This window comes from Peptoniphilus rachelemmaiella (assembly GCF_943169845.1).
GTDB classification, from domain to species: domain Bacteria; phylum Bacillota; class Clostridia; order Tissierellales; family Peptoniphilaceae; genus Aedoeadaptatus; species Aedoeadaptatus rachelemmaiella.
Map to the genome: position 1 here is coordinate 16,783 of NZ_CALPBW010000010.1, position 22,320 is coordinate 39,102.

Sequence of the window (22,320 nt, forward strand, 5' to 3'; positions counted from 1 at the left end):
TGTTTTAAGCAAAAAAATAGCACGTTTTTCGTGCTATTCGTAGTCGATGGACATGAGGATGAGTCCGTTGGCCGCAGCCGTCGGGCCCAAATCCTTTCGGTCCAGGGTTTCCGTGGCCTTGAGCAGTTGATCTTCCGGCATGAGGCCGCGGCCGATTTCCATGGCGCAGCCCATGATGATGCGGATTTGGTTTTTCAGAAAGCTTTTGCCGTAAAAATCCACCTCGATGATCTCTCCCGCTCGGGTGACGGTAATTTCGTCGATGGCCCGCTTGGGGTTGGCCGGGGATGCGTAGCGGCCGATGAAGGCGGAAAAGTCGTGAAAGCCTTCGATTTTTTTCAGGGCCCGCGCCATTCGCACCACATCCAGAGGAAAGGGGGCGTGCGCGGCGTAGCGATCCAGCATGCCGTTTCTCTGTTTGCTGTTATAGATGCGGTATTTGTAGTGCTTCTTCTTGGCGCCGTAGCGGGCGTGAAAATCCATGGGCACTTCCACGGCCTCGGTAATGCTTAAATCCCGCGGCAGGTGGTAGTTCACTACCCGGGGGAAGTTGCCGAGATCGATGGGCGTATCGGAGAGAAAGTTGGCCTTCTGCCCCAGGGCGTGGACGCCTTTGTCTGTGCGGCCCGCCGACTGCAGCGCCACGGGATGATGCACGGTTTTTTCCAGAGCCGCCCGCAGCAGAGTCTCCACGGTGCGGAGCTTTTTCGGCCCCTGATCCTGATAGCCGTGAAAGTGGGTGCCGTCGTAAGCGATGGTGATTAAAATGTTTCTCATGGCAAGGGCACGGGCATCCACCGGGTGGCGGAAACGAGGATGAAGAAGATCATATTCGCGGTAAAGAGCAGATGGTCTTCTCCCGTCAGTTGAAGGGGATTTAATTTCGTGCGGTGTTCATCGCCGCGGTAGCAGCGGCTTTCCATGGCGGTAGCCAGCTCTTCCGCCCGGCGAAGGGCGTTTAAAATCAAGGGCACCAAAAGGGGCACGAGGTTTTTCGCCCGATTCAACACATTGCCCGATTCGAAATCGGCGCCCCGTGCCATTTGCGCTTTCATGATTTTGTCCGCCTCGTCGATTAAGGTGGGGATGAAGCGCAAGGCGATGGTAATCATCATGGCGATGGCGTGGGCGGGAAAGCCGACGCGTTTTAAGGGGCTCATGAGCTTTTCGATGCCTTCGGTAAGGGCCAAGGGCGAGGTGGTCAAGGTAAGCAGGCTCGTGCCCATAACGAGGAGCACCAGGCGAATGGCCATAAAGATTGCTTGTGTAAGGCCTTCTCTTGAGATGGTTAAAAAGCCCAGTTTGAAAATCACCTCACCGGGAATGAAGAACACATTCATAATGAAGGTGAAGATTAAAATGAGCCGGAGGGGCTTTAAGCCCTTCACCACCATGCCCACGGGAATTTTCGCCGCGGCGATGGTGAAAAAGAGCCAGGCGAAAATAAAGATGTAGGGCCAAAAATGATTGATGAAGAACAGACTGACGATGAAAATCGTCATAATAATGATCTTGTAGCGGGGGTCCAGGGAATGAACCGGCGATTTGGCGGGGAAATACTGCCCGATGGTAATGTCTTTAAGCACGTCTTCCCTCCCACCATGTCTTTAATTCGTCGAATGCTTCATCGACGGTGATGCAGTCTTCCTTGATGGCGATGCCTTTCTCCGCCAAATCGGTCATGGTGCGGCGCACTTGGGGCACGCCCAAACCGATGGCGCGAAGTTCTTTTTCTCTTGCAAAAATTTCCCGAGGCGTGCCGTCCATTGAGACGCGGCCGCGGTCCATAACGATCATGCGGCTCGCCAGTCGCGCCACTTCTTCCATGCTGTGGGAGACGAGGACGATGGTGGTGCCGGTGGATTCAAAGATGCCGCGAATCTCTTCTAAAATTTCGCGGCTGCCTCGGGGATCCAGGCCCGCCGTGGGCTCGTCCAAGACCAAGACCTCCGGCTCCATGGCGAGAATGCCCGCAATGGCCACCCGCCGCTTTTGTCCGCCGGAAAGAGCGAAGGGGCTTTGCTCCCCTTTTTGGTCGTAGTCCAGGCCCACTTTTTCCATGGCCCGGCGCACCCTATCTTCCACTTCTTCGTCGGAAAGGCCTAAATTCTTCGGGCCGTAGGCGATGTCTTTTGCGATGGTTTCTTCAAAGAGCTGATACTCCGGATATTGAAACACCAGGCCCACTTTTTGGCGCAAGACGGCGATGCTGTTTCCCTTTTCCCGGTAATTGACGCCGTCGTAAAGGATTTCTCCTTCCGTGGGCTCCATCAGGCCGTTTAGATGTTGAACCAAGGTGGACTTGCCGCTGCCTGTGTGGCCCACCAGGGCGATAAACTCGCCTTCGCCGATGTCCAGGCTCACGTCGTCCAGAGCGCGTTTTTCAAAGGGCAGGCCTTTATTATAAATGTAGCTTACATTTCGGATGCTGATACTCGGCATAAGGCGCTGACAAACTCCTCTCTGTCTAAGATCCCGTCGGGCAGAGGTACGCCCACGGCTTTTAATCGGGCGGCGAGCTCCGTCACCTGGGGCACGTCCAGACCCAATGATTTCATGGTGTCTACTTGATTAAACACGTCCCGCGGCGGCCCCTCGAGAATGAGCTTGCCCTCTTCCATCACCGCCACCCGATCCGCCTGCACGGCTTCGTTCATAAAATGGGTGATGAGGATAATGGTCTTCTTCTCTTCTTTGTTCAGACGCAGGATGGTTTTCATGACTTCCTGACGTCCCACGGGATCCAGCATGGCCGTGGGCTCGTCTAAAATAATGTAATCGGGATTCATGGCGAGAATGCCCGCAATGGCCACCCGCTGTTTCTGTCCGCCGGAAAGCTTGTGGGGCTGATCGTCTTTGTATTCTGTCATTTCCACCGCCGCCAGCGCCTCGTCGACCCGCCGGCGAAGATCCGATTGCTCCACGGCCAAATTCTCCGCGCCGAAGGCCACGTCTTCTTCCACCACCGTGGCGACGATTTGATTGTCGGGGTTTTGAAAGACCATTCCCGCCCGAGCGCGAATCTTCCAAATATCCGCCTCATCTTTCGTGTTCATCTCATCGACGATGACATCGCCGGAGGTGGGCCGATAGAGTCCGTTTAAACACTTGGCCATGGTGGATTTGCCGCTGCCGTTGTGACCCAGGACGGCGACGAATTCCCCTTTTTCGATGGTGAGGCTCACGCCGTCCACCGCACATTTCACGCCGTCCTCGTATTGATAGACTAGATTTTTGATCTCGATCATACGCGCTCCTTCGCTTCTACTGTTGCGTTAACTTATGCATTATACCACAGGCCAAAGGCCCCGCTCAATTTCAATGACATAGAAAAAGAGCGAGGGTGAGATCGCCTCGCTCTCAATGCCTAGGCGCGATTGCGTTTGTAATTCACGGCGATGACTCTTTCGAAGATCACGCCTAAAACCGCTGTCATCACTGCCGTCGGCAGAACCACGGCGACAAACATGGCCGTAAAGGCTGCATCGCCGGGCAGACCCACGAAGATCAGGGCCGTTCCCAAAAATACGGCGCCGCTGATGACGGTGGCGATAAAATAAATAATGGCTTTTGTAATATTGCCGTCACCGGGGAAGGCGCGCACCATAAAAAGGACAGCGAATGCGGCGATGATTTTATCAAACATGCTGGGCAATTGACCGCCGGGGAATTGGGTGGTTAATGCCGCCATAACGCCGGTGGCTACGCCCATGGCCAAGGTAGGCAGGGGCTTCGGATTCAGAATAATGTAAGCGATTAAGCAAAAAAGCATAAAGTCCGGCTTCATGCCGTTAAAAAATCCGGGGACGACGGCGTGTAAAATCGTGCCCAATGCGATGAAAATTGCGCCCTGTACCAATGTTTTCGTGTTCATAATAACTCCTTTTCTCGGCACAAAAAAACCATTTGCTCGTATAGGAGCAAATGGTGAATTCGCGGTGCCATCCTAGTTGCGCCCAAAAGGACGCATCTTATTTTAGATACTAACATATCCTATCTCGGTAACGGGAGAACCGGCTCGGCTACTTTTCTTCACCTCGCACTCACAGACCCATTCACAACAGGGAACTTCATCGGTTCACACCAACCACCGACTCTCTGAGAAGGGCACCTGAAGCTACTTGCTTCTGCTCGACGTTTTCATATTTGTTAGGATTACTAACAGTATAGCAGAAAAAAATGAAATTGCAATTGCTTTTTTACTTTTTCCACAGTTCCAGATCGGAGAGTTTGCCCGCCCGTTTCAGAGACAAGAGCACCAAGATGCCGATGGATGCACCGACGACGGTGGAGGGCACGAAAAAGGGAATGTAGTAAAAGGGACTGCCCAAATCCAATCCGTAAAGGTATTTCATAAAGGGATAGGACAGGATGGCGCTTAAAATCCCCGTGCCGAAGACTTCGCCTACCCACGTGGCGGGAAGGGAGGCGGTTTTTTTGTAGGCGAGGCCCGAGAGCAGGGCGCCCACCACGGCGCCGATGACGGAGGTAATGGGCCTGCCCGTGCCCATGCGAATGAGCCCGGTTAACAGGGCGCAGAGGAAATTGTACCAAGGTCCTAAGATCACGGCGCCGATGACATTGATGGCGTGTTGAAAGGGCGCCATATTGGGGAAGACCACCAAGGTGGACAAGGTGACGGAAAGGGCGCAGAGAATGGCCGTAGCCGTTAAGAGGCGAGTCTTTTTATTCATATGCTTCCACCTCAAATGAAATACCGCCGTCTTCCGAAATAAAGGCGGGCACGCCGATGTTTCCCGCTTTTTTCACCTCATCGAAGGCGGGGGATGTGTCTCTCAGCTGCAGAAAGGCCTTTAAGTCGGCGATGTTTTTCGTCACGTCCACGTAGTCGTAGGGAATGTTCTTTTCGTCTAAAATTTTCTTTGCCGCTAAACAATCGGGGCAAAGGTCCGTTCCGTAAATTTTCATTGCTCCTCCTACAAAAAACCGGCATTTCTGCCGGCTATTCTTTTATTTTGTTCTTAACCCTTGTGAATCCTTTAAGTCATTACTTTACGTTGTAGTCGCCGATTTCGTAAAGATTCAGGGCGTCTTTTAAGGGATTGTTCTTTAAGGTTTGGGCAAAGACCTTGGCCTTGTCCAAGTTGGTGAAAAGTTCCACGTCGCATTCGATAGCGTTTCGACGGATCAGGAAGCCGTCGCGCTTGGAGTCATTGCCCTTGGTTGGGGTGTTGAACACCAGGTCGATTTCGCCACCTTGAATCAAGTCGATCATGGTGGGGGCTTCTTCGCCGATGCGGCGCACTTCTTCGGCCTCGATGCCGTGTTGATTTAAGAAGGCCTTGGTGCCCTTGGTGGCGTAGAAGGTAACGCCGTCTTCCGCCAGGGATTTGGCGATGGGCAAAAATTCCTCTTTGTCGCGGTCGCGAATGGTGCACAGGGCGCGGCGGCTCTTCGCCGCAATGTCTGTGCCGGCGGCCAAAAAGCCCTTGGCCATGGCTTCTTCTTCCGTGCGGCCCACGCCTAAGACTTCGCCGGTGGAGCGCATCTCCGGTCCCAGGGACGCTTCCACCCGGTGGAGTTTTTCCGTACTGAAGACGGGGATCTTCACGCAGGTCGTGGGGGATACGGGGCCGATGCCCGTGGTGTAGCCCATGGATTTTAAGCTGTCGCCGAGCATGACTTTCGTCGCGATTTCCGTAATGTTCATGCCCGTTACCTTCGAGAGATAGGGCACGGTGCGGGAGCTTCTCGGGTTCACTTCGATCATGTAAAGGGTGTCGTCTTTAATGATGAATTGAATGTTAATCATGCCGATAACGCCCAGCTCCAGTGCCACTTTTTTCGTGGCATCTAAGATGGCTTCGTCCATTTTTTTCGAAATGTGGCGGCTGGGATAGATGCTGATGGAGTCGCCGCTGTGGACGCCGGCCCGTTCCAAGTGTTCCATGATCCCGGGCAGGAACACGTCGGTGCCGTCGCAAATGGCATCCACTTCACATTCCATGCCTTGAATGTATTGGTCGATTAACACGGTGCGCTTGGGATCCATGGCGAAGGATTCTTCCAGATAGTAGCGCAGATCTTCATCGGCGGTGCAAATTTCCATGCCTTGGCCGCCCAAGACATAAGAGGGGCGTACGAGGACGGGATAGCCCAGGCTTTCCGCTTTTTCCATGCCTTCTTCCACACCGTGGACGCCGACGCCTTTCGGGCGAACGAGGTTCAACTCTTCCAACATGGCGTCGAATTTTTCACGGTCTTCCGCCCGGTCGATGGCCGTGGGATCCGTGCCTAAAATGGGGATGCCTTCTTCTTTAAAGACACCGGCGAGCTTAATGGCCGTTTGGCCGCCGAATTGGAGGATGACGCCTTCGGGTTTTTCTTTTTCGATGATGTTTAATGTATCTTCCGCCGTAAGGGGCTCGAAGTAAAGTTTGTCGGAAATGTCGAAGTCCGTGGAGACGGTTTCGGGATTGTTGTTAATGATGATGGTTTCGTAGCCTTCTTTGCGCAGGGTCTTGACGCAGTGGACGGAGGCGTAGTCGAATTCCACCCCTTGGCCGATGCGAATGGGGCCGCTACCGATGACGATGATGCGGCGCTTGTCTTCGTGAACCGGGGATTCGTCTTCGCCCTCGTAATTGGAGTAGAGGTAATTGGCCTTGGCATCGGCGAGGCCCCCTTGGGTGTCCACTTTTCTGTACTTGGCTTCGATGCCGAAGAGCTTTCTCAGCTCGCGAATGAATTTTTCGCTGACGTTTAAGCGATTGGCGATGATTTCGTCGCTGAAGCCCAGCCGTTTCATTTCGCGGAGCTTGTCTTCCGTCAAGTCTTCCTTCTTCATGGCTTCCAGTTCCGCTTCCACGCCGACGATGCGCTTAATGATCCGCAGGAAGTAAGCGTCCATGCCCGTTTCTCTGGAGAGGCGGTTAATGTCGTAGCCCGTGTTTAAAAGGGCCGCCAAATAGAAGAGGCGCTCGTCGTTGGGCCGCTTCACATTTTCCTTTAATGTAGCGATGTCCATGGTTTTGAAGCGGGGGTGAAGGAGGCTGAAGGCACCGATTTCCAAGGAGCGCAAGCCTTTTAACAGAGCCACTTCAAAGGTGGGGCCGATGGCCATGACTTCGCCGGTGGCCATCATTTTCGTGCCGAGGTTGCGATCGGCGTTAAAGAATTTGTCGAAGGGCCATTTGGGAATCTTCACGACCACGTAGTCGATGGAAGGTTCGAAGGCCATGGAGCGGGTGCCGGTGATTTTGTTTTCGATTTCGTCGAGGCCCAAGCCCAGGGCGATTTTTGCCGCCACGCGGGCGATGGGATAGCCCGTGGCTTTCGATGCCAGGGCCGAAGAGCGGCTCACACGGGGATTGATTTCGATGACGGCGTATTGCAAGCTGTTAGGCTCCACGGCGAACTGCACATTGCAGCCCCCTTCGATGCCTACGCCTTCGATGATGCGGAAGGCCGCTTCACGAAGCATGCCGTGTTCGATGTCCGTCAAGGTTTGGGTCGGTGCCACGACCATGGAGTCGCCGGTGTGGACGCCGACGGGATCGATGTTTTCCATATTGCAGACGCAGATGCAGCTGCCCTTGGAATCGCGAATCACTTCGTATTCGATTTCTTTCCAGCCGGTAATGCACTTTTCGATGAGTACCTGACCGACGCGGGAAAGGTGAATCCCGGCGTGGGCGATGGTCCTGAGCTCCGCTTCCGTGTCGCAAATGCCGCCGCCGGTGCCGCCTAAGGTAAAGGCCGGGCGCACCACCACGGGGTAGCCGATGATTTTTGCATAGGCTACGGCATCTTCCACGGTTTCCACGGTTTTCGATTCGATAATGGGCTCGCCGATTTCTTCCATGAGTTGACGGAATTCTTCCCGGTCTTCGCCCTTCTTAATGGAGGGAATGGAGGTGCCGATAATGTCCACGCCGTATTTTTCCAAGACGCCGGAATCGTAGAGCTCGATGGAAAGGTTTAGGCCCGTTTGCCCGCCCATGCCGGCGATCAAAGCGTCGGGGCGTTCTTTTTCGATGATTTTTTCGATGACTTCCGTGGTCAAGGGCTCGATGTAGACCTTGTCCGCCACTTCCCTGTCCGTCATAATGGTGGCCGGATTGGAATTGACGAGGACCACTTCCACCCCTTCTTCCCGAAGGGATTCACAGGCTTGGGTGCCGGAGTAGTCGAATTCCGCCGCCTGACCGATGACGATAGGGCCGCTGCCGATGACGAGTACTTTTTTAATATCTTTGTTGCGGGACATGATTTCCTCCTAGGCTAATTCACTGATAAGGGCTAATTGTGTGCTTAACAAATCCCGTGCGCCGGGCAGACCGAAGGGATCGAAGAGCACGCCGACGGCTTTGTTTTCTTTGTCCGTAAAGCCTTCCACGGATTCGTCGGCGACGTTTCTGTAGTCGATGGCCACGGATTCCGGCAAGTGTTCGATGCCGTACTCTCTGTTTTGACTCGTCATATACACCCGCTCCCCTTCACCTTTTACGGCGATGGAGGCGCCGGCGTGGGGCGAGGCAAGTTTCACCAAATCGCCGCCTAAAGCCAGGCCCAGGAACTGAGCCCCGAGGCCCATGCCGTAAATGGGCAGCTTGCCGATCATTTGCCCGATGTCGTGAACCAGATCCAGGTAGTGGGCGGCGACGCCGGGGCCGGAGCTTAAGAACAAGAGGTCCGGCTTATCTGCCAAAATGGCTTCGTAATTGGTCATGGCGGGATAGACGATGAGGCGGTAGCCTGCGTCGTTTAATGCTTCTAAAATGCCGTCTTTGACGCCGAAGTCCCAAAGGGCGATGGTGGGGCCTTCCCCTTCGATTTCCGTGACCTCGATGGTGCTCACTTCTTCGATGGTGTTGGGGTTTTGTTCGGCGAAGTATTCGTCCATTTCAGAGGGCGTCATGAGGCGGTCGGTAATGACGCCCCGTTGCATCCCCGTTTCCTTTAAGTGGCGTATGAGCCCGCGGGTGTCGACATCTTCGATGCCCACCACGTCGTAGTAATTTAAGTATTCTTTCAGATCCATTTCGCTGCGGAAATTCGTGGCATTTTCCATGGCACGGCGGCAGATAAAGGCCGCGATCGTCGGGCCGTCGGATTGATTGTCCTCGAAATTCATGCCGTAGCCGCCCACCAAGGGATAGGTGAAAAGCAGGATACGATCTAAATTGGCCGGATCCGTCATCACTTCTTCGTGGCCGATCATGGTGCTGTGTACCGTAAAGCGACCGCCTACTCTGCGCTTTTTGCCGCTAAACTCTTTGCCCGTAAAGACGGTGCCGTCTTCTAATTGAATATACATAGTCGCTCCTTTAAATGATCTTGCGAATCTCGTCGAAGGATCCGATGTTTTCTTCTTTCATATATGTTTCTAAATCGGCGATGAGGCGCGGCACGATGTGGGGATCCACTAAATTCATGGTGCCGATTTCCACCGCTTGCGCCCCCACCATAATCATGGCGATGACGTCGTCCGCCGACTGAATCCCCCCCATGCCGACGACGGGAATCTTTACCGCTCGGGCCACGTCCCGCACCATTCTGAGGGCGATGGGGAAAATCCCCGGGCCCGACAGGCCGGCGTAGACATTGTCGAAAACGGCGCGGCGATTTTTTACATCCACGGCCATGGCCTGGAAGGTATTCACCAAGCTGATGCCGTCGGCCCCCGCCGCTTCACAGGCTTTCGCCAGCTCCGCCGGATTGTCGCCGTTAGGGGAAAGCTTCACCACAATTTTGTGGCGGCTCACTTCCTTTACCTTGGCCGTAATGGCCGCCGCGTCCTGACAGTGTAGGCCGAAGGCCATGCCGCCGGAGGCCACATTGGGGCAGGAGATGTTGAGCTCGATCATGTCGATATCCGCTTCGTTTAACATCTCCGCGGCAATTAAGTAATCCTCCACGCTGTGGCCGCCGAGATTGGCGAGAATCACCGTGTCGATTTTCCGCATCTCGGGCAAAATCACCTCGATGAAATGCTTCACCCCGGGGTTTTCCAGGCCGATGGAGTTCATAATCCCCGACGGGGTTTCATAGACCCGCTGCCCTGTGTTGCCCGGGCGGGGATTTAATGTGAGCCCCTTCGATGAAATACCGCCGATGATGGCGGGATCGTAAAAGGGGGCGTATTCCTCGCCGAAGCCGTAGGTGCCCGAAGCGCCGATGAGGGGATTTTTCATGGTACATCCCAAAAGTTCCGTCTTAAGCATAGATCGCCCTCCCTTCGAAGACCGGGCCGTCTTTGCAGACCCGCACCCGCTCGTTCCCCTTTTCGCAGGTGCAGGCCAAACAGGCGCCGAAGCCGCAGCCCATGTGCTTTTCCATGGACACGTAGATTTTATTTTTCGCCCGCTTCACCGCTTCTCGCATCATGGGATCCGGCCCGCAGGTGTAAATCACTTCATCTGCAATGGCAAGTTCGTCGAAAATATTGGCGCCGATGTAAAATTTCACCCGATCGCCGTAGGGGGCGTAAATGGCCTGAAGGGCCTCGTTTTCTTCCCGAAGGCCGATGGCCACGGAAAGCTTCCCTTCCGCGTCCCCTTCCAGCAAGTGGAGGGAGGGGGCGATGCCCGTGCCGCCGCCGATAAAGAGGGTCTTTTCTTTTATTTCGGGAAAGCCTCGGCCGAAGGGCCCTTCCACCGCAATCTCCTCGCCGACGAGGAGCTGCGCCAAATCCTCGGTGCCGCCGCCGACTTTTTTTATGAGAAAGGACAGGGCGCCGTCTTTTATTGAAAAGATGGAAATGGGCCGGCCCAACAGCTTCGCCCGATTCCGAGGCTTCACCATGAAAAACTGCCCCGGCGACGCGCTGCCCTCGTAGGCCAAGGTGAGGACGAAGAGCCCCTCGCCTAACGGCCGATTACCGATGACCTTCATTTTTCGCCTCCAGCAAAGTCAGGATCAGGGCCATGCGCATGTACATGCCGTTTTGTGCCTGCTCGAAGTAAAGGGCCCGAGGGTCGCTGTCGATTTCCGCGTCGATTTCGTCTACCCGCGGCAGAGGATGGAGCACGATTAAATCATCGGATGCCGCACTCAGCACATCGGCGTTCAGCAAATAGGAGCCTTCGTAGCGCTTGGCTTCCTCTTCGCTGATAAAGCGCTCTTTTTGCACCCGAGTCATGTAAAGCACGTCCAAATCGCCGATGACGCCCTTGAGGTCGTCCACCTCCGCGTAGGGGCAGCGGGCCGTGTCCAAGTACTCTTCCGGCATATTCAGCCCTTCCGGAGATATGAAGACGAATTCGTTGTCGTAGTGGTTTAAAAACTGAAACAGGGAGTGAACGGCGCGGCCGTAGCGTAAGTCGCCGCAAAAACCGATCTTTAAGCCGGACCAAGCCTTTTTGTGCTTGCGAATGGTAAAAATGTCCGCCAAGGTCTGCGTCGGATGGGCGTGGTCCCCGTCGCCGGCATTAATGAGGGGCATGTTTTTCAGCACGTCCACGGCCTTGTGTTGGGTGTAAGCGTGGGGATGGCGCATGGCGCAAATGTCCGCGTACTGATCCACGATGTGCAAGGTGTCCCGCACCGTTTCCCCCTTGGCCATGCTGGAGACTTTCACGTCGCCTAAGTGAAGCACCTGGCCCCCTAAGCGGTACATGGCCGCGTCGAAGGACATGCGGGTTCTCGTGGAAGGCTCAAAAAAAAGACTGGCCAGGATCTTTCCGTCACACGCGTGGGCGTATTTTGCGGGATCCGATGCAATTGCTTGCGCCAGTCTAAATAAATCGTCGTACTCTCTTTCTGTCATATCGTCAGGTTCTATGAAGTGTTTCAGCATATGGCCTCCTATAAAAAAAGCTTTTACAAAGGTAAAAGGCACAAAGAGAGACCCATCCCTCGGGACAGGTGTATTCTGTTTTGCGACCTTTTTAGTGTCTCGCACTAAATTAAAGTATCTTCGCTACAAATAGTCTACGCTCCCCGAGGCCGTTCGTCAAGAAAAAATAACGGAAGAAATAAAAAAGCCCGAAGGACGCATAATGTCCTTCGAGCATTGTTTCAAACTTCCTCTTTACCTCCCGGCCACGGCGTCGCATCGTGATCGGCTTTCAGTTCTTTTTTCGACTTTTCTAAATCGTAAGGCACGTTCTTCTTTCCCGGAAGCTGCCAACTGTAATCCATTTTGTCGGTGGTGTTGCCATAAGCCCCGTCGATTAACCAAGAGGCCCCCGTGTCGCCGGCCATGGCCGCCAAAACCTTGGGCACGCCTTCTTCGATGACGAGATGGACTTTGTAAGAGTTGCACACAGAGGCGTGTTCCTTGCCGTCGTAGAAGTAAAAATCCACGAACATGGTAACGTCGTAGGTACCGTCGCCGTTATCGATAAATTTTTCGTCCTCGAAGATCGCCTTTTCAAGGACGTATTTTCGCCCCACTACCTCACAACGATAGGAATTCATGACTCGTTTGTCTTTGATGAACTGTTGAAGCTTCTTCGAGTCCTTGCTCAGATTGGTCGTGCTCAATCCCTTATCCTCAGCGAAATCACAAAAGTCGTTTAAAACAAAATTCCGCGCCGTCTTCAAGCAGGGCTCCTTCCACTGGTTTTTCTCGCTTTTCGCAAAGGACATGTAGGGCACGATGCAAAAAGCCGCCACAAGGGCCACGAGGGCCAATCCGCCGCCGATTAAAAGTAACTTCTTCATATTCATCCTCCTTCTGTGCTTTTTTCTTTCTATGTACGGTGCCGACCGCTTTCATTCTCCGGCACATTTTTAGATACCGATAGTTAATCTTAATATACGCCTCCTTCCGCCTTGAAGCGTTACAAATAGATGAGGGAAAATTGATGTTTCGTCTAAGAAAAAGAGCCGAAATTTTAAAAACGAAAATAAAGGGAAAATATGTTAATAAAGGGAAAATATGTTAAAGATAGGCTACTCGCCACAGGATGAGCAACAATTTTATACAGTGAAGGAGAATGGATTTTACTATGAAAAAGAGAGACATTTTATTTTGCCTATTTCTTCTGATCTATGCCATTTTTGGATGTAGCTATGCTTTTTTCTCGGAGTACAAATTAAATAGAATGCTCACAACAACATTCGGATTTGCCCATTTATATTCTTTTTTTACCATGATATGCCTTGTAATGCTCCTTTTTTCATTATTAGCAGTGGCAATTACCTTGTTAAAGAATGGATTTAAATTGAAATTTGATACGCCAAATTCAATTTTAATTTCATCAATGATTTTTTCAATGCTTTTTATTTTCGGAGGAACTGGCACAGATAAACTAGTCGAGACAAGCCGTGATGGTCAGACAATTAGACTCGTTGAATGGAATGTAGCTGACAATATAAACGAGGCAAACATCCGAGATATTTTCGGCGAATTTGACGCTGATATAGCTGTGTTCCCGGAACTTGGAGGATATGAAAAAGGGGATCATTCGAATAGCAGGCTCATTAATTTGTTCAAAAAAGCCGGTATTGATTTCGAAAAGTATGAAGTCTATGTTTCGGAACCGACGGAGGGCAGTATAGCTCCCGTTACAATCGTGATAAAGAGGTCATTCGGTCGCTACAATTTTTACAAGAAAACACCTATGACGAGATTTGGAACAGTCTATTTATCTCCAACTACAAAGGGAAAACCGTCCATTATAGGATTGCACACGGCACCTCCGCTTCCGGGGTTAATGGGCATTTGGAAAAATGATTTAGATTTAATTTCAGACCTTTCTAAGCATAATAAAGATTCGATTATAATTGGAGATTTCAATGCCACAATGAAGCATGGTCGTCTTAATACTATAAAAACACATGTCGATGCTTTGGAGCATGTACCGAAATTTAATTCGGGAACATGGAACATAGATATTCCATCGCCTTTTAGGACAAGAATAGATCATATTTTAATACCAAATAATAAGTATGGTGTGAAAAGCATAGAGCTTAAAGCCCATAGCAACTCAGACCATTTGTGTGTGTTTACAGAAATACAGGAGTTAACCAATTAAAATTTACGTTATGAAGCGAGCGACTTAGAATGATATCTTCGTCGCTTTTTTATTGTTCAAATTGCAATCGAAGTGCAACGGAACCCCCGGTCTAACCGGGGGTTTTCTAATGCAAAAAAGCGGCTCTTCGGAGCTGCTTTTTTTGTGGGCGAAAAAGCGCGGAAAAAGATTGACGAAAAATGAAAATCGTTGTACATTATTACTACCGACGGAACCGTCGGTAGCGGAAAAGGAAGGAGAGGTTATGGTCAAAAAGCGTTTACGTCCGGAGGCGCGAAAGAAAGAAATTTTAGCTGCGGCGGCAAAACTCATAACGGAGAAAGGCTACAGCCACGTCACCATGGAAGATGTTGTAGAGGCGACGGGGCTTTCCAAGGGCGGCCTGTACCATTACTACAAAAGCGTCGACGACATTCTCTACGATTTAATGGTGGAGGGCCTTCGCTACCGGAACGACATCATCAAGGATGCCACGGCAAGCTATGACGGCCCGATCGATCCGAAATTTGTTGCGGAGAGCATCGTAGAGAAAATGCTCGATGACAACCCCTATATGCCGGTGTACGTGCAGTTTTTACTCGCCAAACGTCGCAATGAAAAATTGGAAAAGCTGTTTTTAAAATTAAAGGAGCAAACCCTGGAAGAATTAAACGCATTTTTATTTTCCAAAGAGGGCGTGCAGATGAATGAGGACATGCTGGATTTGCTCACGGATTTCATCAACACGATGATCCTCGGCAGCGAACTTTTAGATGCACGGGAAAATTTTAAAAAGCATCGCCAACTTCTTCTCGCCGCCACCCAAAACATACTTAAATCGACAGTCTAAGTCGGTTTAAGTTTTTTTACAAGATTTCGTGATAACTATTATCACGAGGAAGGAGGTCTTATGGCCATTTACAAAAAAATATTTTCCTATGTACCCGAGGCGAAGGGTTACGGTTACTTATCTCTGCTATTATCCATTGCAAGCGCCGCAGGTCTCGTGGCGGGCTATTATTTCGTCTACTGCGTCATGGTGGCGTTGATTCAAGAAGGCAACGTCGCCCACGCCATGGCGCTCTCTATTCGCACCATGATAACCTTGACAGTAGGCAGTTTGCTTTATTTCGCATCGGGCTTCGCATCCCATAAATTAGGTTTTCACTTGGAAACCAATCTTCGCAAAAAAGGCATCGACGGCGTGGCAAAAGCCAGCTTCCGCTTTTTCGATCTCAATCCCAGCGGCGTCGTTCGCAAAACCATCGACGACAACGCCGGGTTAACGCACCAATCGGTGGCACACATGATTCCCGATTTAGGGCAAGCTTTTGTCGTGCCCATTCTAAGTTTGATCTTAGGTTTTTACGTGAGCATTCGATTGGGCATCGTCCTCGTCGTCCTTATCGTCATCGGCGGTTTGCTCTTTAAATCCATGATGGGCGGGGAAACAAAATTTATTCAAATTTACCAAGACGCCTTAAAGCGCATGAGTGCCGAAACGGTGGAATACATTCGGGGCATTCAAGTTGTCAAAATTTTCGGCGCCGACGTTCAATCCTTTAAAGCACTTCACGACGCCATTCACGATTACGCAAAATACGCCTACGCCTATTCCAAATCCTGCAAATTGCCCTACACGGCGATTCAATGGCTCTTAATCGGCGTCATCGCCATCGTCATGGTTCCCCTGTCATTCTACTTACACCGCGTAGGCGATATGCGTTCTTTCTACGTGGAACTGATCATGCTCCTCTTTATTTCGGGGGTCGTCTTTTCATCCCTCATGCGGATCATGTATTCCAGCATATATATTTTTAACGCCAACTACGCCCTTTCCAATTTAGAGAAAATGTACGACGACATGCTGAAAGATAAAATCGCCTTCGGAACGAAGGAAACATTCGACGGGGAAGACATCGCCTTTTCCCACGTGGATTTCGGTTACGGGGACAAGCCCGTCTTTAAGGATTTCAACCTGAACTTGGAAGGGGGCAAAACCTACGCCCTTATCGGCGCGTCGGGATCGGGGAAATCTACCCTCGCCAAACTCCTTTCCGGATTTTATAAAATCGACGGCGGCGACATTTTAATCGGCGGAACGCCTTTGTCCGATTATTCGGAAAAAGCCGTGGCGAAAAACATCGCCTTTATTTTCCAAGATCCGAAACTCTTTAACGGCTCCATATTCGACAACATTGCCGTCGCCAAAGGCGGCGCCACGGAAGACGAGGTGTTGAAGGCGCTGAAAGACGCCGCCTCCATGGACATTATCGAAAACCTGCCCGAGGGCATCCACACCTTAATCGGCGCCAAGGGCGTGTACCTTTCCGGTGGAGAAAAACAACGGATCGCCATTGCCCGCGCCATGCTGAAAGACGCAAAAATCGTGGTAATGGACGAAGCCAGCGCCGCCATCGACGCCGACAATGAGTACAAATTGCAGGCCTCTTTTAAAAAGCTCATGGAAGGCAAGACCGTCATTATGATCGCCCACCGCTTGACGAGCGTGCGAAACGTAGATGAAATCCTCGTCATGGAAAAGGGGAAGGTTGTGGAGCGAGGAAGCCACGACGTGCTGATGGCAAAAGACAGCTACTACAAGCGGGAACTTTTGCGCTATAACATGGCCAATGATTGGAGGATCAACGATGAAAGAGCACTTTAAACAGAAATTCCATGTAACCGAAGAAGGTGCACGGGGATTGGTACGCGCCGTATGGGCGAGCTTTATCGTCAACGTCATCGCCATGTTTCCCGTCATGATTCTTATGTTGCTGGGTCAGCAGATTTTAGAAGGCACATTCTATTCGCAAACACTTTATTTCGCGCTATCTCTCGGCATTTGCGTCATATTGTTTGTCGCTCTCCTCGTGGAGTACGAGCGCATGTATAACGCCACATACAAAGAATCGGCGAACTTGCGAGAAAATTTAGGGAAGACTTTGGCGAAATTGCCTCTGGCCTTTTTCTCAAAACGCAATTTAAGCGATTTGGCACAATCCATTATGTCCGACGTGGATGCTATGGAACACGCCATGAGCCACGCCATTCCGAAAATTTACGGGCTCTACCTCTTCATTCCCATTCTCGGCATCATGCTGTTGATAGGGAATGTTAAGCTGGGCCTTGCGGTCATCCTTCCCATGACCCTGCGCCTCTTAATCCTCGTCGCGTTTAAAGGAGAAGGCATTAAGAGTAATAAAAAATTCTTCGATAAGCTGCGGGCCAATGCGGAAGATTTTCAAGAGGCCATCGAGCTGCATCAGGAAATCCGGAGCTACCATTTAACGGATGAGGTTCAAAAAGACCTTGACGAAAAAATGGACGAAAGCGAAAAGATCCATATGAAGACCGAAGGCGTTAACTTCATCATTATAGCTTTGTCGAATTTATTCTCTTTCATTAGTCTCGGCATCGTTCTTTACGTCGGCGTCGGCCTTCTCGCCAAAGGGGAAGTGAGCTTACTTTATGTCGTAGGCTATGTCCTCGCCGCCATGAAGCTTAAAGATTTAATTGATCTTTCCAACGAAACGGCTTTGGAAATTCGCTACATTACCCCTCGCGTCGAAAATATAGCTTCTATTCAAGATGCGCCCCTCCAAAAGGGAAAAGACGTGGATCTTCGTCGCGTAAGCATTGATGTAGAAGATGTTCACTTCGGATACGGCGAAAAGAACGTGCTGGACGGCGTGAACTTCACCGCTCGCCAAGGGGACGTTACCGCCCTCGTCGGCCCCAGCGGCTGCGGCAAGAGTACCCTCTTAAAACTCATGAGCCGCCTTTACGATTACGATTCCGGCGCCATTCGCATCGACGACTACGACATTCAAAATGTTTCCACCGACTCCCTCTTTAAAAAGACATCCATCGTCTTCCAAGACGTGATGCTCTTTAATACGAGCGTCATGGAAAACATCCGCATCGGGCGTTTGGATGCCACCGACGAGGAAGTAAAAGAAGCGGCGCGTATGGCCAATTGCATGGACTTTATCGACGAAATGCCCGAAGGGTTTGATACGGCCATCGGAGAAAACGGACAGGAACTTTCCGGCGGTCAACGGCAACGGCTTTCCATCGCCCGCGCCTTCTTAAAAGATGCGCCCATATTAATTCTCGACGAAATCGCATCCAGCTTGGATGTAGAAAACGAACGGGCCATTCAACAATCGCTGAACCATTTGATTCAAAATAAGACCGTGGTCATCATTTCCCACCGCTTAAAGAGCGTGGAAAAAGCGGATAAAATCGTCGTCTTAAACAAAGGAAAAGTCGAGGGGGAAGGCAGACATGACGAACTGCTGAAAACCTCGCCGACCTACCGAAACCTTATAGAAAAATCTGAAATGGCGGAAGCCTTTGTGTATTAGGAGGAAGTATGAAGAATGAAAAATTAAAGGTCAAAGATCTCGTTACCATCGGGATCTTTTACGTTATCTATTCTATTGTAATATTCGGCGTCGGCATGATCGGCATGATCCCTATTTTATTTTTAATCTATCCGACCATTCTCGGCATCGTTAGCGGCGTCATCGTCATGTTGTTTATGGCGAAAGAGCAAAAACCCTGGGCGCTTTTTATCTTCGGAATGTTAACGCCCCTCGGAATGTTTGTCATGGGACATACTTACGTGGTGCCTGTACACGCATTAGTGGTCATGTTGATCGCCGAATGTATTCGCCGAGGCGGAAATTATCGTTCCTTTAAATATAACGCCATCGCCTTTGGTATTTTTAACATGTGGATTTGCGGATCCCTTATGCAAATGCTCTTAGTAAAGGAAAAATACATGGAAATGTGTGCCATGATGGGATCGGATTATGTTCAAGCGCTTGAAAAACTTATCACCTACCCCCATATGGCCATCGTCTACGTAGGAGCCTTTATGGGCGGCATCGTCGGCGCGTGGATCGGCCGCGCCATGCTTAAAAAACACTTCATTAAGGCGGGCATTGCATAATGAATGGAGCGCCAAGTGTTTCATTTAATCCAAACCCCATTACGAAATTTATTGTTACCATGCTCGTAAGCTTTACCGTATTACACCCCATTGGACTCTTTGCCTGGGGTGTGATGGTGTGGATCAGTTTGTTTTTTTGGTTAAGAGGGTTTAAAAAAGAAGCATTGCGAAGTTTTTTGGTTTTCGCTCTTCTTTATTTCCTGCCGAATTTTGAAGGCGTTATGGCTCTTCCCGGATTTTTAAAAATGTTTGTCGCCCTTTTAGTCGTGGTTAAAATGTTTTACTTGCCTTTTATGGCGGGGAAATACTTGATTCAAACATCTGACGTAGGCGATATTATCACCTCTATGGATACCGTCCATGTGCCACGAGCCATTGCCATCCCCGTCGCCGTCATGTTTCGTTTTTTTCCTTCCTTTAAGGAAGAACATCATCACATTCAGCAGGCGATGAAAATACGAGGGATTACGCGGAAAAATCCTTTGCGCTACGGGGAATATGTAAGCGTTCCATTGCTCATTTTATCGTCGACTATTGCCGATGATATTGCCATGGCGGCGGAAACACGGGGAATCGGCATCGAGGGAGAGAAAACGCGCTTTCGGGAAGTGAAACGCGGCGTCGTCGACCTCGTGTATTTCCTAGGCGTGTTCGGTTTTGTATTGGGAGGCTGGTTATGCTCGAGATAAAACATCTGTCCTTAACGTATGGCGAGGCCGAAAAAAGCTTACACGACATTACCTTTTCTGTGGCGGACGGCGAATGCGTCTTGCTCGCGGGAAAGAGCGGATCCGGCAAATCTTCCATTTTACGCGCCATCAACGGCATCGCCCCTTCTTACGACGGGGCATCCCTCGAAGGGGAGATACTGATCGACGGTCGTGCAGTTGAAAAAATGAGCATGGCCGATCTGTCCCAAATGATAGCCAGCGTGTTTCAAAACCCAAAGACCCATTTTTTCAATGTGGATACGACCTTGGAACTGGTATTTTATTTGGAGAACATAGGCCTTTGTCGCGAAAAAATGAAGGAGCGATTGGAGAAAATGCTCGCTCTTTTCCATATCGAACATTTAATGGATCGTGATATTTTCAAATTATCCGGCGGCGAAAAACAAGTCTTGAGTATCGCCGCAGCCTATATAAGCGGTGCACCCATTATTCTCCTCGACGAACCGTCGTCAAATTTAGATGAAAAGGCGACCCGAACCTTACACGATATGCTTTATGTGCTAAAACGAGAAGGCATCACATTAGTGATTGCCGAACATCGGCTTTATTACCTTATGGATCTCGTAGATAGAATTTATCTTATGGAGAAGGGAAGGTTGAAAACAACTTTTTGCAAAAGTGCGTTTTTGGATCTTTCCGAAAAAGCGTTGTACGACCAAGGTTTACGTTCGACGCAACATGTGGCGTTAAATGAAAAGTCGGGAAAGTGTAACGGCTCGGATCTCAAAATCCACTGTTTACAGCATATTTTTGAGGGATCAGCCAAGGGATTTTCCGTAGAAGGTATTGGCCTTGCAAAAGGAAAGGTTTACGGCATCGTCGGAACCAATGGTTGTGGAAAATCCACATTCCTCAGAAGCCTTCTCGGCATCGAAAAGAGCGCGTTAGACGATATCGAGTTTCACGACTCGAGAATACCGCGGCGTAAACGACTGGCACATTCCGCATTGGTTATGCAGGATGTAAACCATCAGCTTTTCAGCGACACCGTGGCGGGGGAAGTCGTACTCGGGCAAAAGACGTTCGACGAGGAAAGGCGCGAACGAATATTGGATCGCTTAAACCTTTTGGATAAGAAAGAGCGCCATCCCATGAGCTTGTCCGGCGGCGAAAAACAACGGGTCGCCATTGCTTCGGTTTTATTGAGCGATCGGGAAATTATCGGTTTTGACGAGCCGACAAGCGGCATGGATTTCGAAAACATGGTAAGTATTTCAAAGCTTATGCGGTCCATGGCGAGAAACGGGGCGATTTTAATCGTCGTGTCCCACGATACGGAATTTTTAAATCGCACGGCAGATGAGATCATCGACATGGGTTCTTTCGAAATTCAAAAGAATTAAACTAAAAAAGCAGGTTAACCTTAGTAGAGTGACCCCATAAAGTTGAGCTTAATCGAGTAAGCATTTCGCTTGCTCGATTTTGTTTTACATACCATTCGTCCTATGCTTCTTCAATTCATAATTGTATTTTGCCATTAAAAGACCCCCAAAGGTTGGATTTCTGGGTCCAACTTTTGGGGGTCAGTACGCTAACCGGGGGTTTTCTAATGCAATAAAAAAAGACCCGGACCTCGCCGGATCTTTGGATCCCCCGCAGGGCCGGGCTTCGTTTAATTCAGACCCGCCCTTAAAGTAAAGGTGGGTAATTTGCTAACTACGTCTAACTTCCACTCAGTGGAGGCTTGTTATAGGTAACTAGACACAATTTCCCGTGTCTGATTTGTCGGTTGAATTAATAGAAGGTATCGAACCGCGCAGGGGTTATTTATCTTGTCTTTATTATACTACGACGGCTCTTCTTAATCAAGAATCGACACCTCAGAGGCGATCGTCGCCGAAAAATTTGAGCCACGCCTCGGGCATGGGGGATGTAAATACCATGGGCGCCTTTGTGCGGGGATGGACGAGGGAAATTTTATGAACGTGGAGGTGCACGCCGCCCCGTCCGCCGCCGTAAAGTTCGTCGCCGAGGATCGGGTGGCCTATGTGGGCCATATGGCAGCGGATTTGATGGGTGCGCCCGGTGTCCAGCTGAATCTCCAGCAAACTCACCTTCCCCCTATGAATGGGCCTGAAGTGGGTAATAGCCGCCTGCCCGTCGTCTCGTACAACGCGCACCAGGGACGCGTCCCCGATGCCTATGGGTGCATCCACCGTCCCCGCCGCCGCCACTTCCCCATTCACCAGGGCCAGGTAGCTTTTGTTTTTCGTGCGGTCCTTCTCGAGGACGCCGTAGGCATAGGGATTTTTCGCCACCACCAAAAGCCCGGTGGTCTCCTTGTCCAGTCGCCCGAGCATGCGCACCTTCCGCTTCAAGCCTTTCGATTGAAAATAGCCGCAAAGCTCGTTGGCCAGTGTGTGGTCGGGATACATTTTGCAGGGCATGGCGGGAATCACGCCCTTGTCGATGACGAGGATGTCTTCATCTTCGTAGCAGATTTTTTGCTTCATGGGCGACGGGGCGAGGTTCGTCTCCTCGTCGGCAAATGCCACGACCACGGTCTCTTTCGCCGCCAAGGGCGTGGATTTTACGATCTTCCGCCCATTCACCGTCACCAGGCCCGCGAGAAAGGCGCGGCGACTATGGGTGTGGGAAAAACCCACGCTTTTCAGGAAGCTGTCCGCCCGGGCATAGTTTCTTTCTGTCGTAAATTTTATGTCTGTGCTTTTCATTTTTCCTCTTTTGCATTACCATATAAGTA

21 protein-coding genes, 1 other RNA gene and 1 other annotated feature are annotated in these 22,320 nt (G+C 50.7%); of the genes, 7 read left to right on the forward strand and 15 right to left on the reverse strand.

The genetic code is table 11. The annotated features are described in order from the left end of the window. Positions 1–33: 33 nt before the first annotated feature. The 13 genes from truA to KO087_RS05520 all read right to left on the reverse strand — a co-directional run bounded on the left by truA (position 34) and on the right by KO087_RS05520 (position 12,630). Positions 34–777: a tRNA pseudouridine(38-40) synthase TruA gene (gene truA, locus KO087_RS05460; RefSeq protein WP_215508291.1), complete on the reverse strand. Its 744-nt coding sequence runs from the start codon at positions 775–777 to the stop codon at positions 34–36. Beyond that, positions 774–1,586: an energy-coupling factor transporter transmembrane component T family protein gene (locus tag KO087_RS05465; protein ID WP_215508292.1), complete on the reverse strand. Its 813-nt coding sequence runs from the start codon at positions 1,584–1,586 to the stop codon at positions 774–776. The genes truA and KO087_RS05465 overlap by 4 nt, the downstream gene beginning before the upstream one ends. Further along, positions 1,579–2,442, reverse strand: coding sequence for an energy-coupling factor transporter ATPase (locus KO087_RS05470; RefSeq protein ID WP_215508293.1), 864 nt, complete (start codon positions 2,440–2,442; stop codon positions 1,579–1,581). The genes KO087_RS05465 and KO087_RS05470 overlap by 8 nt, the downstream gene beginning before the upstream one ends. Continuing rightward, positions 2,415–3,248: an energy-coupling factor transporter ATPase gene (locus tag KO087_RS05475; protein ID WP_215508294.1), complete on the reverse strand. Its 834-nt coding sequence runs from the start codon at positions 3,246–3,248 to the stop codon at positions 2,415–2,417. Before KO087_RS05475 ends, KO087_RS05470 begins: the two co-directional genes overlap by 28 nt. 119 nt (positions 3,249–3,367) lie before the next feature. Then, entirely contained in the window at positions 3,368–3,874 is a 507-nt protein-coding gene (locus KO087_RS05480; protein WP_215508295.1) for a tryptophan transporter, read from the reverse strand. 39 nt (positions 3,875–3,913) lie between these two features. After that, positions 3,914–4,144: a binding site (T-box leader), on the reverse strand. Positions 4,145–4,199: 55 nt separating this feature from the next. Further along, complete coding sequence (gene thiW / locus KO087_RS05485; protein WP_215508296.1) at positions 4,200–4,694, reverse strand: energy coupling factor transporter S component ThiW; 495 nt, start codon at positions 4,692–4,694, stop codon at positions 4,200–4,202. After that, on the reverse strand, positions 4,687–4,929 hold the full coding sequence (locus tag KO087_RS05490; RefSeq protein WP_215508297.1) for a glutaredoxin domain-containing protein: 243 nt from the start codon (positions 4,927–4,929) through the stop codon (positions 4,687–4,689). Before KO087_RS05490 ends, thiW begins: the two co-directional genes overlap by 8 nt. A 79-nt stretch (positions 4,930–5,008) precedes the next feature. Further along, a complete protein-coding gene (gene carB, locus KO087_RS05495) occupies positions 5,009–8,230 on the reverse strand; it encodes a carbamoyl-phosphate synthase large subunit (protein WP_215508298.1) in 3,222 nt (1,073 codons plus the stop codon). 9 nt (positions 8,231–8,239) lie between these two features. Next, the gene (locus KO087_RS05500; protein WP_215508299.1) at positions 8,240–9,280 is read right to left on the reverse strand and encodes a carbamoyl phosphate synthase small subunit; all 1,041 of its coding nucleotides are present in this window, start codon (positions 9,278–9,280) and stop codon (positions 8,240–8,242) included. A gap of 10 nt (positions 9,281–9,290) precedes the next feature. Continuing rightward, positions 9,291–10,187, reverse strand: a complete 897-nt coding sequence (locus KO087_RS05505) for a dihydroorotate dehydrogenase (RefSeq protein ID WP_215508300.1) — start codon at positions 10,185–10,187, stop codon at positions 9,291–9,293. Next, on the reverse strand, positions 10,180–10,857 hold the full coding sequence (locus KO087_RS05510; RefSeq protein ID WP_215508301.1) for an iron-sulfur cluster-binding protein: 678 nt from the start codon (positions 10,855–10,857) through the stop codon (positions 10,180–10,182). The genes KO087_RS05505 and KO087_RS05510 overlap by 8 nt, the downstream gene beginning before the upstream one ends. Then, entirely contained in the window at positions 10,841–11,761 is a 921-nt protein-coding gene (pyrB, locus tag KO087_RS05515) for an aspartate carbamoyltransferase (RefSeq protein ID WP_215508302.1), read from the reverse strand. Before pyrB ends, KO087_RS05510 begins: the two co-directional genes overlap by 17 nt. A 221-nt stretch (positions 11,762–11,982) precedes the next feature. Next, complete coding sequence (locus KO087_RS05520; protein ID WP_215508303.1) at positions 11,983–12,630, reverse strand: hypothetical protein; 648 nt, start codon at positions 12,628–12,630, stop codon at positions 11,983–11,985. A 287-nt stretch (positions 12,631–12,917) separates the two neighbouring features. Between KO087_RS05520 and KO087_RS05525 the strand changes: the two genes are divergently transcribed. From KO087_RS05525 to KO087_RS05555, 7 genes are all read left to right on the forward strand, one after another. Continuing rightward, positions 12,918–13,946 (forward strand): endonuclease/exonuclease/phosphatase family protein, encoded by a 1,029-nt coding sequence (locus KO087_RS05525; protein WP_215508304.1) that lies wholly within the window; start codon positions 12,918–12,920, stop codon positions 13,944–13,946. 244 nt (positions 13,947–14,190) lie between these two features. Then, positions 14,191–14,775 carry a TetR/AcrR family transcriptional regulator gene (locus tag KO087_RS05530; RefSeq protein ID WP_215508305.1) on the forward strand — a complete coding sequence of 195 codons (585 nt, stop codon included), beginning with the start codon at positions 14,191–14,193 and terminating at the stop codon, positions 14,773–14,775. Between the two features lie 60 nt (positions 14,776–14,835). After that, positions 14,836–16,593: an ABC transporter ATP-binding protein gene (locus KO087_RS05535; protein ID WP_215508306.1), complete on the forward strand. Its 1,758-nt coding sequence runs from the start codon at positions 14,836–14,838 to the stop codon at positions 16,591–16,593. Beyond that, positions 16,577–18,295, forward strand: coding sequence for an ABC transporter ATP-binding protein (locus KO087_RS05540; protein ID WP_215508307.1), 1,719 nt, complete (start codon positions 16,577–16,579; stop codon positions 18,293–18,295). Before KO087_RS05535 ends, KO087_RS05540 begins: the two co-directional genes overlap by 17 nt. 8 nt (positions 18,296–18,303) lie before the next feature. Further along, positions 18,304–18,885: an MptD family putative ECF transporter S component gene (locus tag KO087_RS05545; protein WP_215508308.1), complete on the forward strand. Its 582-nt coding sequence runs from the start codon at positions 18,304–18,306 to the stop codon at positions 18,883–18,885. A gap of 59 nt (positions 18,886–18,944) precedes the next feature. After that, complete coding sequence (locus KO087_RS05550) at positions 18,945–19,574, forward strand: energy-coupling factor transporter transmembrane component T (protein WP_251374928.1); 630 nt, start codon at positions 18,945–18,947, stop codon at positions 19,572–19,574. Then, on the forward strand, positions 19,562–20,959 hold the full coding sequence (locus KO087_RS05555; RefSeq protein ID WP_215508310.1) for an ABC transporter ATP-binding protein: 1,398 nt from the start codon (positions 19,562–19,564) through the stop codon (positions 20,957–20,959). Before KO087_RS05550 ends, KO087_RS05555 begins: the two co-directional genes overlap by 13 nt. Before the next feature lie 243 nt (positions 20,960–21,202). Here the strand turns inward: KO087_RS05555 and ssrS are convergent. Together ssrS and KO087_RS05565 are read right to left on the reverse strand one after the other, a co-directional pair. Then, positions 21,203–21,382, reverse strand: a non-coding RNA gene (gene ssrS / locus KO087_RS05560) — 6S RNA. Positions 21,383–21,436: 54 nt separating this feature from the next. Then, positions 21,437–22,291 (reverse strand): RluA family pseudouridine synthase, encoded by an 855-nt coding sequence (locus tag KO087_RS05565; RefSeq protein ID WP_215508311.1) that lies wholly within the window; start codon positions 22,289–22,291, stop codon positions 21,437–21,439. Positions 22,292–22,320 lie beyond the last annotated feature (29 nt).

What these genes read in the sequence shown, in the direction of transcription:
- thiW (WP_215508296.1), bottom strand. Translation starts at nt 4,694, where the DNA reads ATGAATAAAAAGACTCGCCTCTTAACGGCTACGGCCATTCTCTGCGCC.
- KO087_RS05535 (WP_215508306.1), top strand. Translation starts at nt 14,836, where the DNA reads ATGGCCATTTACAAAAAAATATTTTCCTATGTACCCGAGGCGAAGGGT.
- KO087_RS05470 (WP_215508293.1), bottom strand. Translation starts at nt 2,442, where the DNA reads ATGCCGAGTATCAGCATCCGAAATGTAAGCTACATTTATAATAAAGGC.
- KO087_RS05500 (WP_215508299.1), bottom strand. Translation starts at nt 9,280, where the DNA reads ATGTATATTCAATTAGAAGACGGCACCGTCTTTACGGGCAAAGAGTTT.
- KO087_RS05540 (WP_215508307.1), top strand. Translation starts at nt 16,577, where the DNA reads ATGAAAGAGCACTTTAAACAGAAATTCCATGTAACCGAAGAAGGTGCA.
- KO087_RS05550 (WP_251374928.1), top strand. Translation starts at nt 18,945, where the DNA reads ATGCTCGTAAGCTTTACCGTATTACACCCCATTGGACTCTTTGCCTGG.
- KO087_RS05520 (WP_215508303.1), bottom strand. Translation starts at nt 12,630, where the DNA reads ATGAAGAAGTTACTTTTAATCGGCGGCGGATTGGCCCTCGTGGCCCTT.
- KO087_RS05565 (WP_215508311.1), bottom strand. Translation starts at nt 22,291, where the DNA reads ATGAAAAGCACAGACATAAAATTTACGACAGAAAGAAACTATGCCCGG.
- KO087_RS05505 (WP_215508300.1), bottom strand. Translation starts at nt 10,187, where the DNA reads ATGCTTAAGACGGAACTTTTGGGATGTACCATGAAAAATCCCCTCATC.
- KO087_RS05555 (WP_215508310.1), top strand. Translation starts at nt 19,562, where the DNA reads ATGCTCGAGATAAAACATCTGTCCTTAACGTATGGCGAGGCCGAAAAA.
- KO087_RS05545 (WP_215508308.1), top strand. Translation starts at nt 18,304, where the DNA reads ATGAAGAATGAAAAATTAAAGGTCAAAGATCTCGTTACCATCGGGATC.
- KO087_RS05475 (WP_215508294.1), bottom strand. Translation starts at nt 3,248, where the DNA reads ATGATCGAGATCAAAAATCTAGTCTATCAATACGAGGACGGCGTGAAA.
- KO087_RS05510 (WP_215508301.1), bottom strand. Translation starts at nt 10,857, where the DNA reads ATGAAGGTCATCGGTAATCGGCCGTTAGGCGAGGGGCTCTTCGTCCTC.
- truA (WP_215508291.1), bottom strand. Translation starts at nt 777, where the DNA reads ATGAGAAACATTTTAATCACCATCGCTTACGACGGCACCCACTTTCAC.
- pyrB (WP_215508302.1), bottom strand. Translation starts at nt 11,761, where the DNA reads ATGCTGAAACACTTCATAGAACCTGACGATATGACAGAAAGAGAGTAC.
- KO087_RS05525 (WP_215508304.1), top strand. Translation starts at nt 12,918, where the DNA reads ATGAAAAAGAGAGACATTTTATTTTGCCTATTTCTTCTGATCTATGCC.
- KO087_RS05480 (WP_215508295.1), bottom strand. Translation starts at nt 3,874, where the DNA reads ATGAACACGAAAACATTGGTACAGGGCGCAATTTTCATCGCATTGGGC.
- carB (WP_215508298.1), bottom strand. Translation starts at nt 8,230, where the DNA reads ATGTCCCGCAACAAAGATATTAAAAAAGTACTCGTCATCGGCAGCGGC.
- KO087_RS05490 (WP_215508297.1), bottom strand. Translation starts at nt 4,929, where the DNA reads ATGAAAATTTACGGAACGGACCTTTGCCCCGATTGTTTAGCGGCAAAG.
- KO087_RS05530 (WP_215508305.1), top strand. Translation starts at nt 14,191, where the DNA reads ATGGTCAAAAAGCGTTTACGTCCGGAGGCGCGAAAGAAAGAAATTTTA.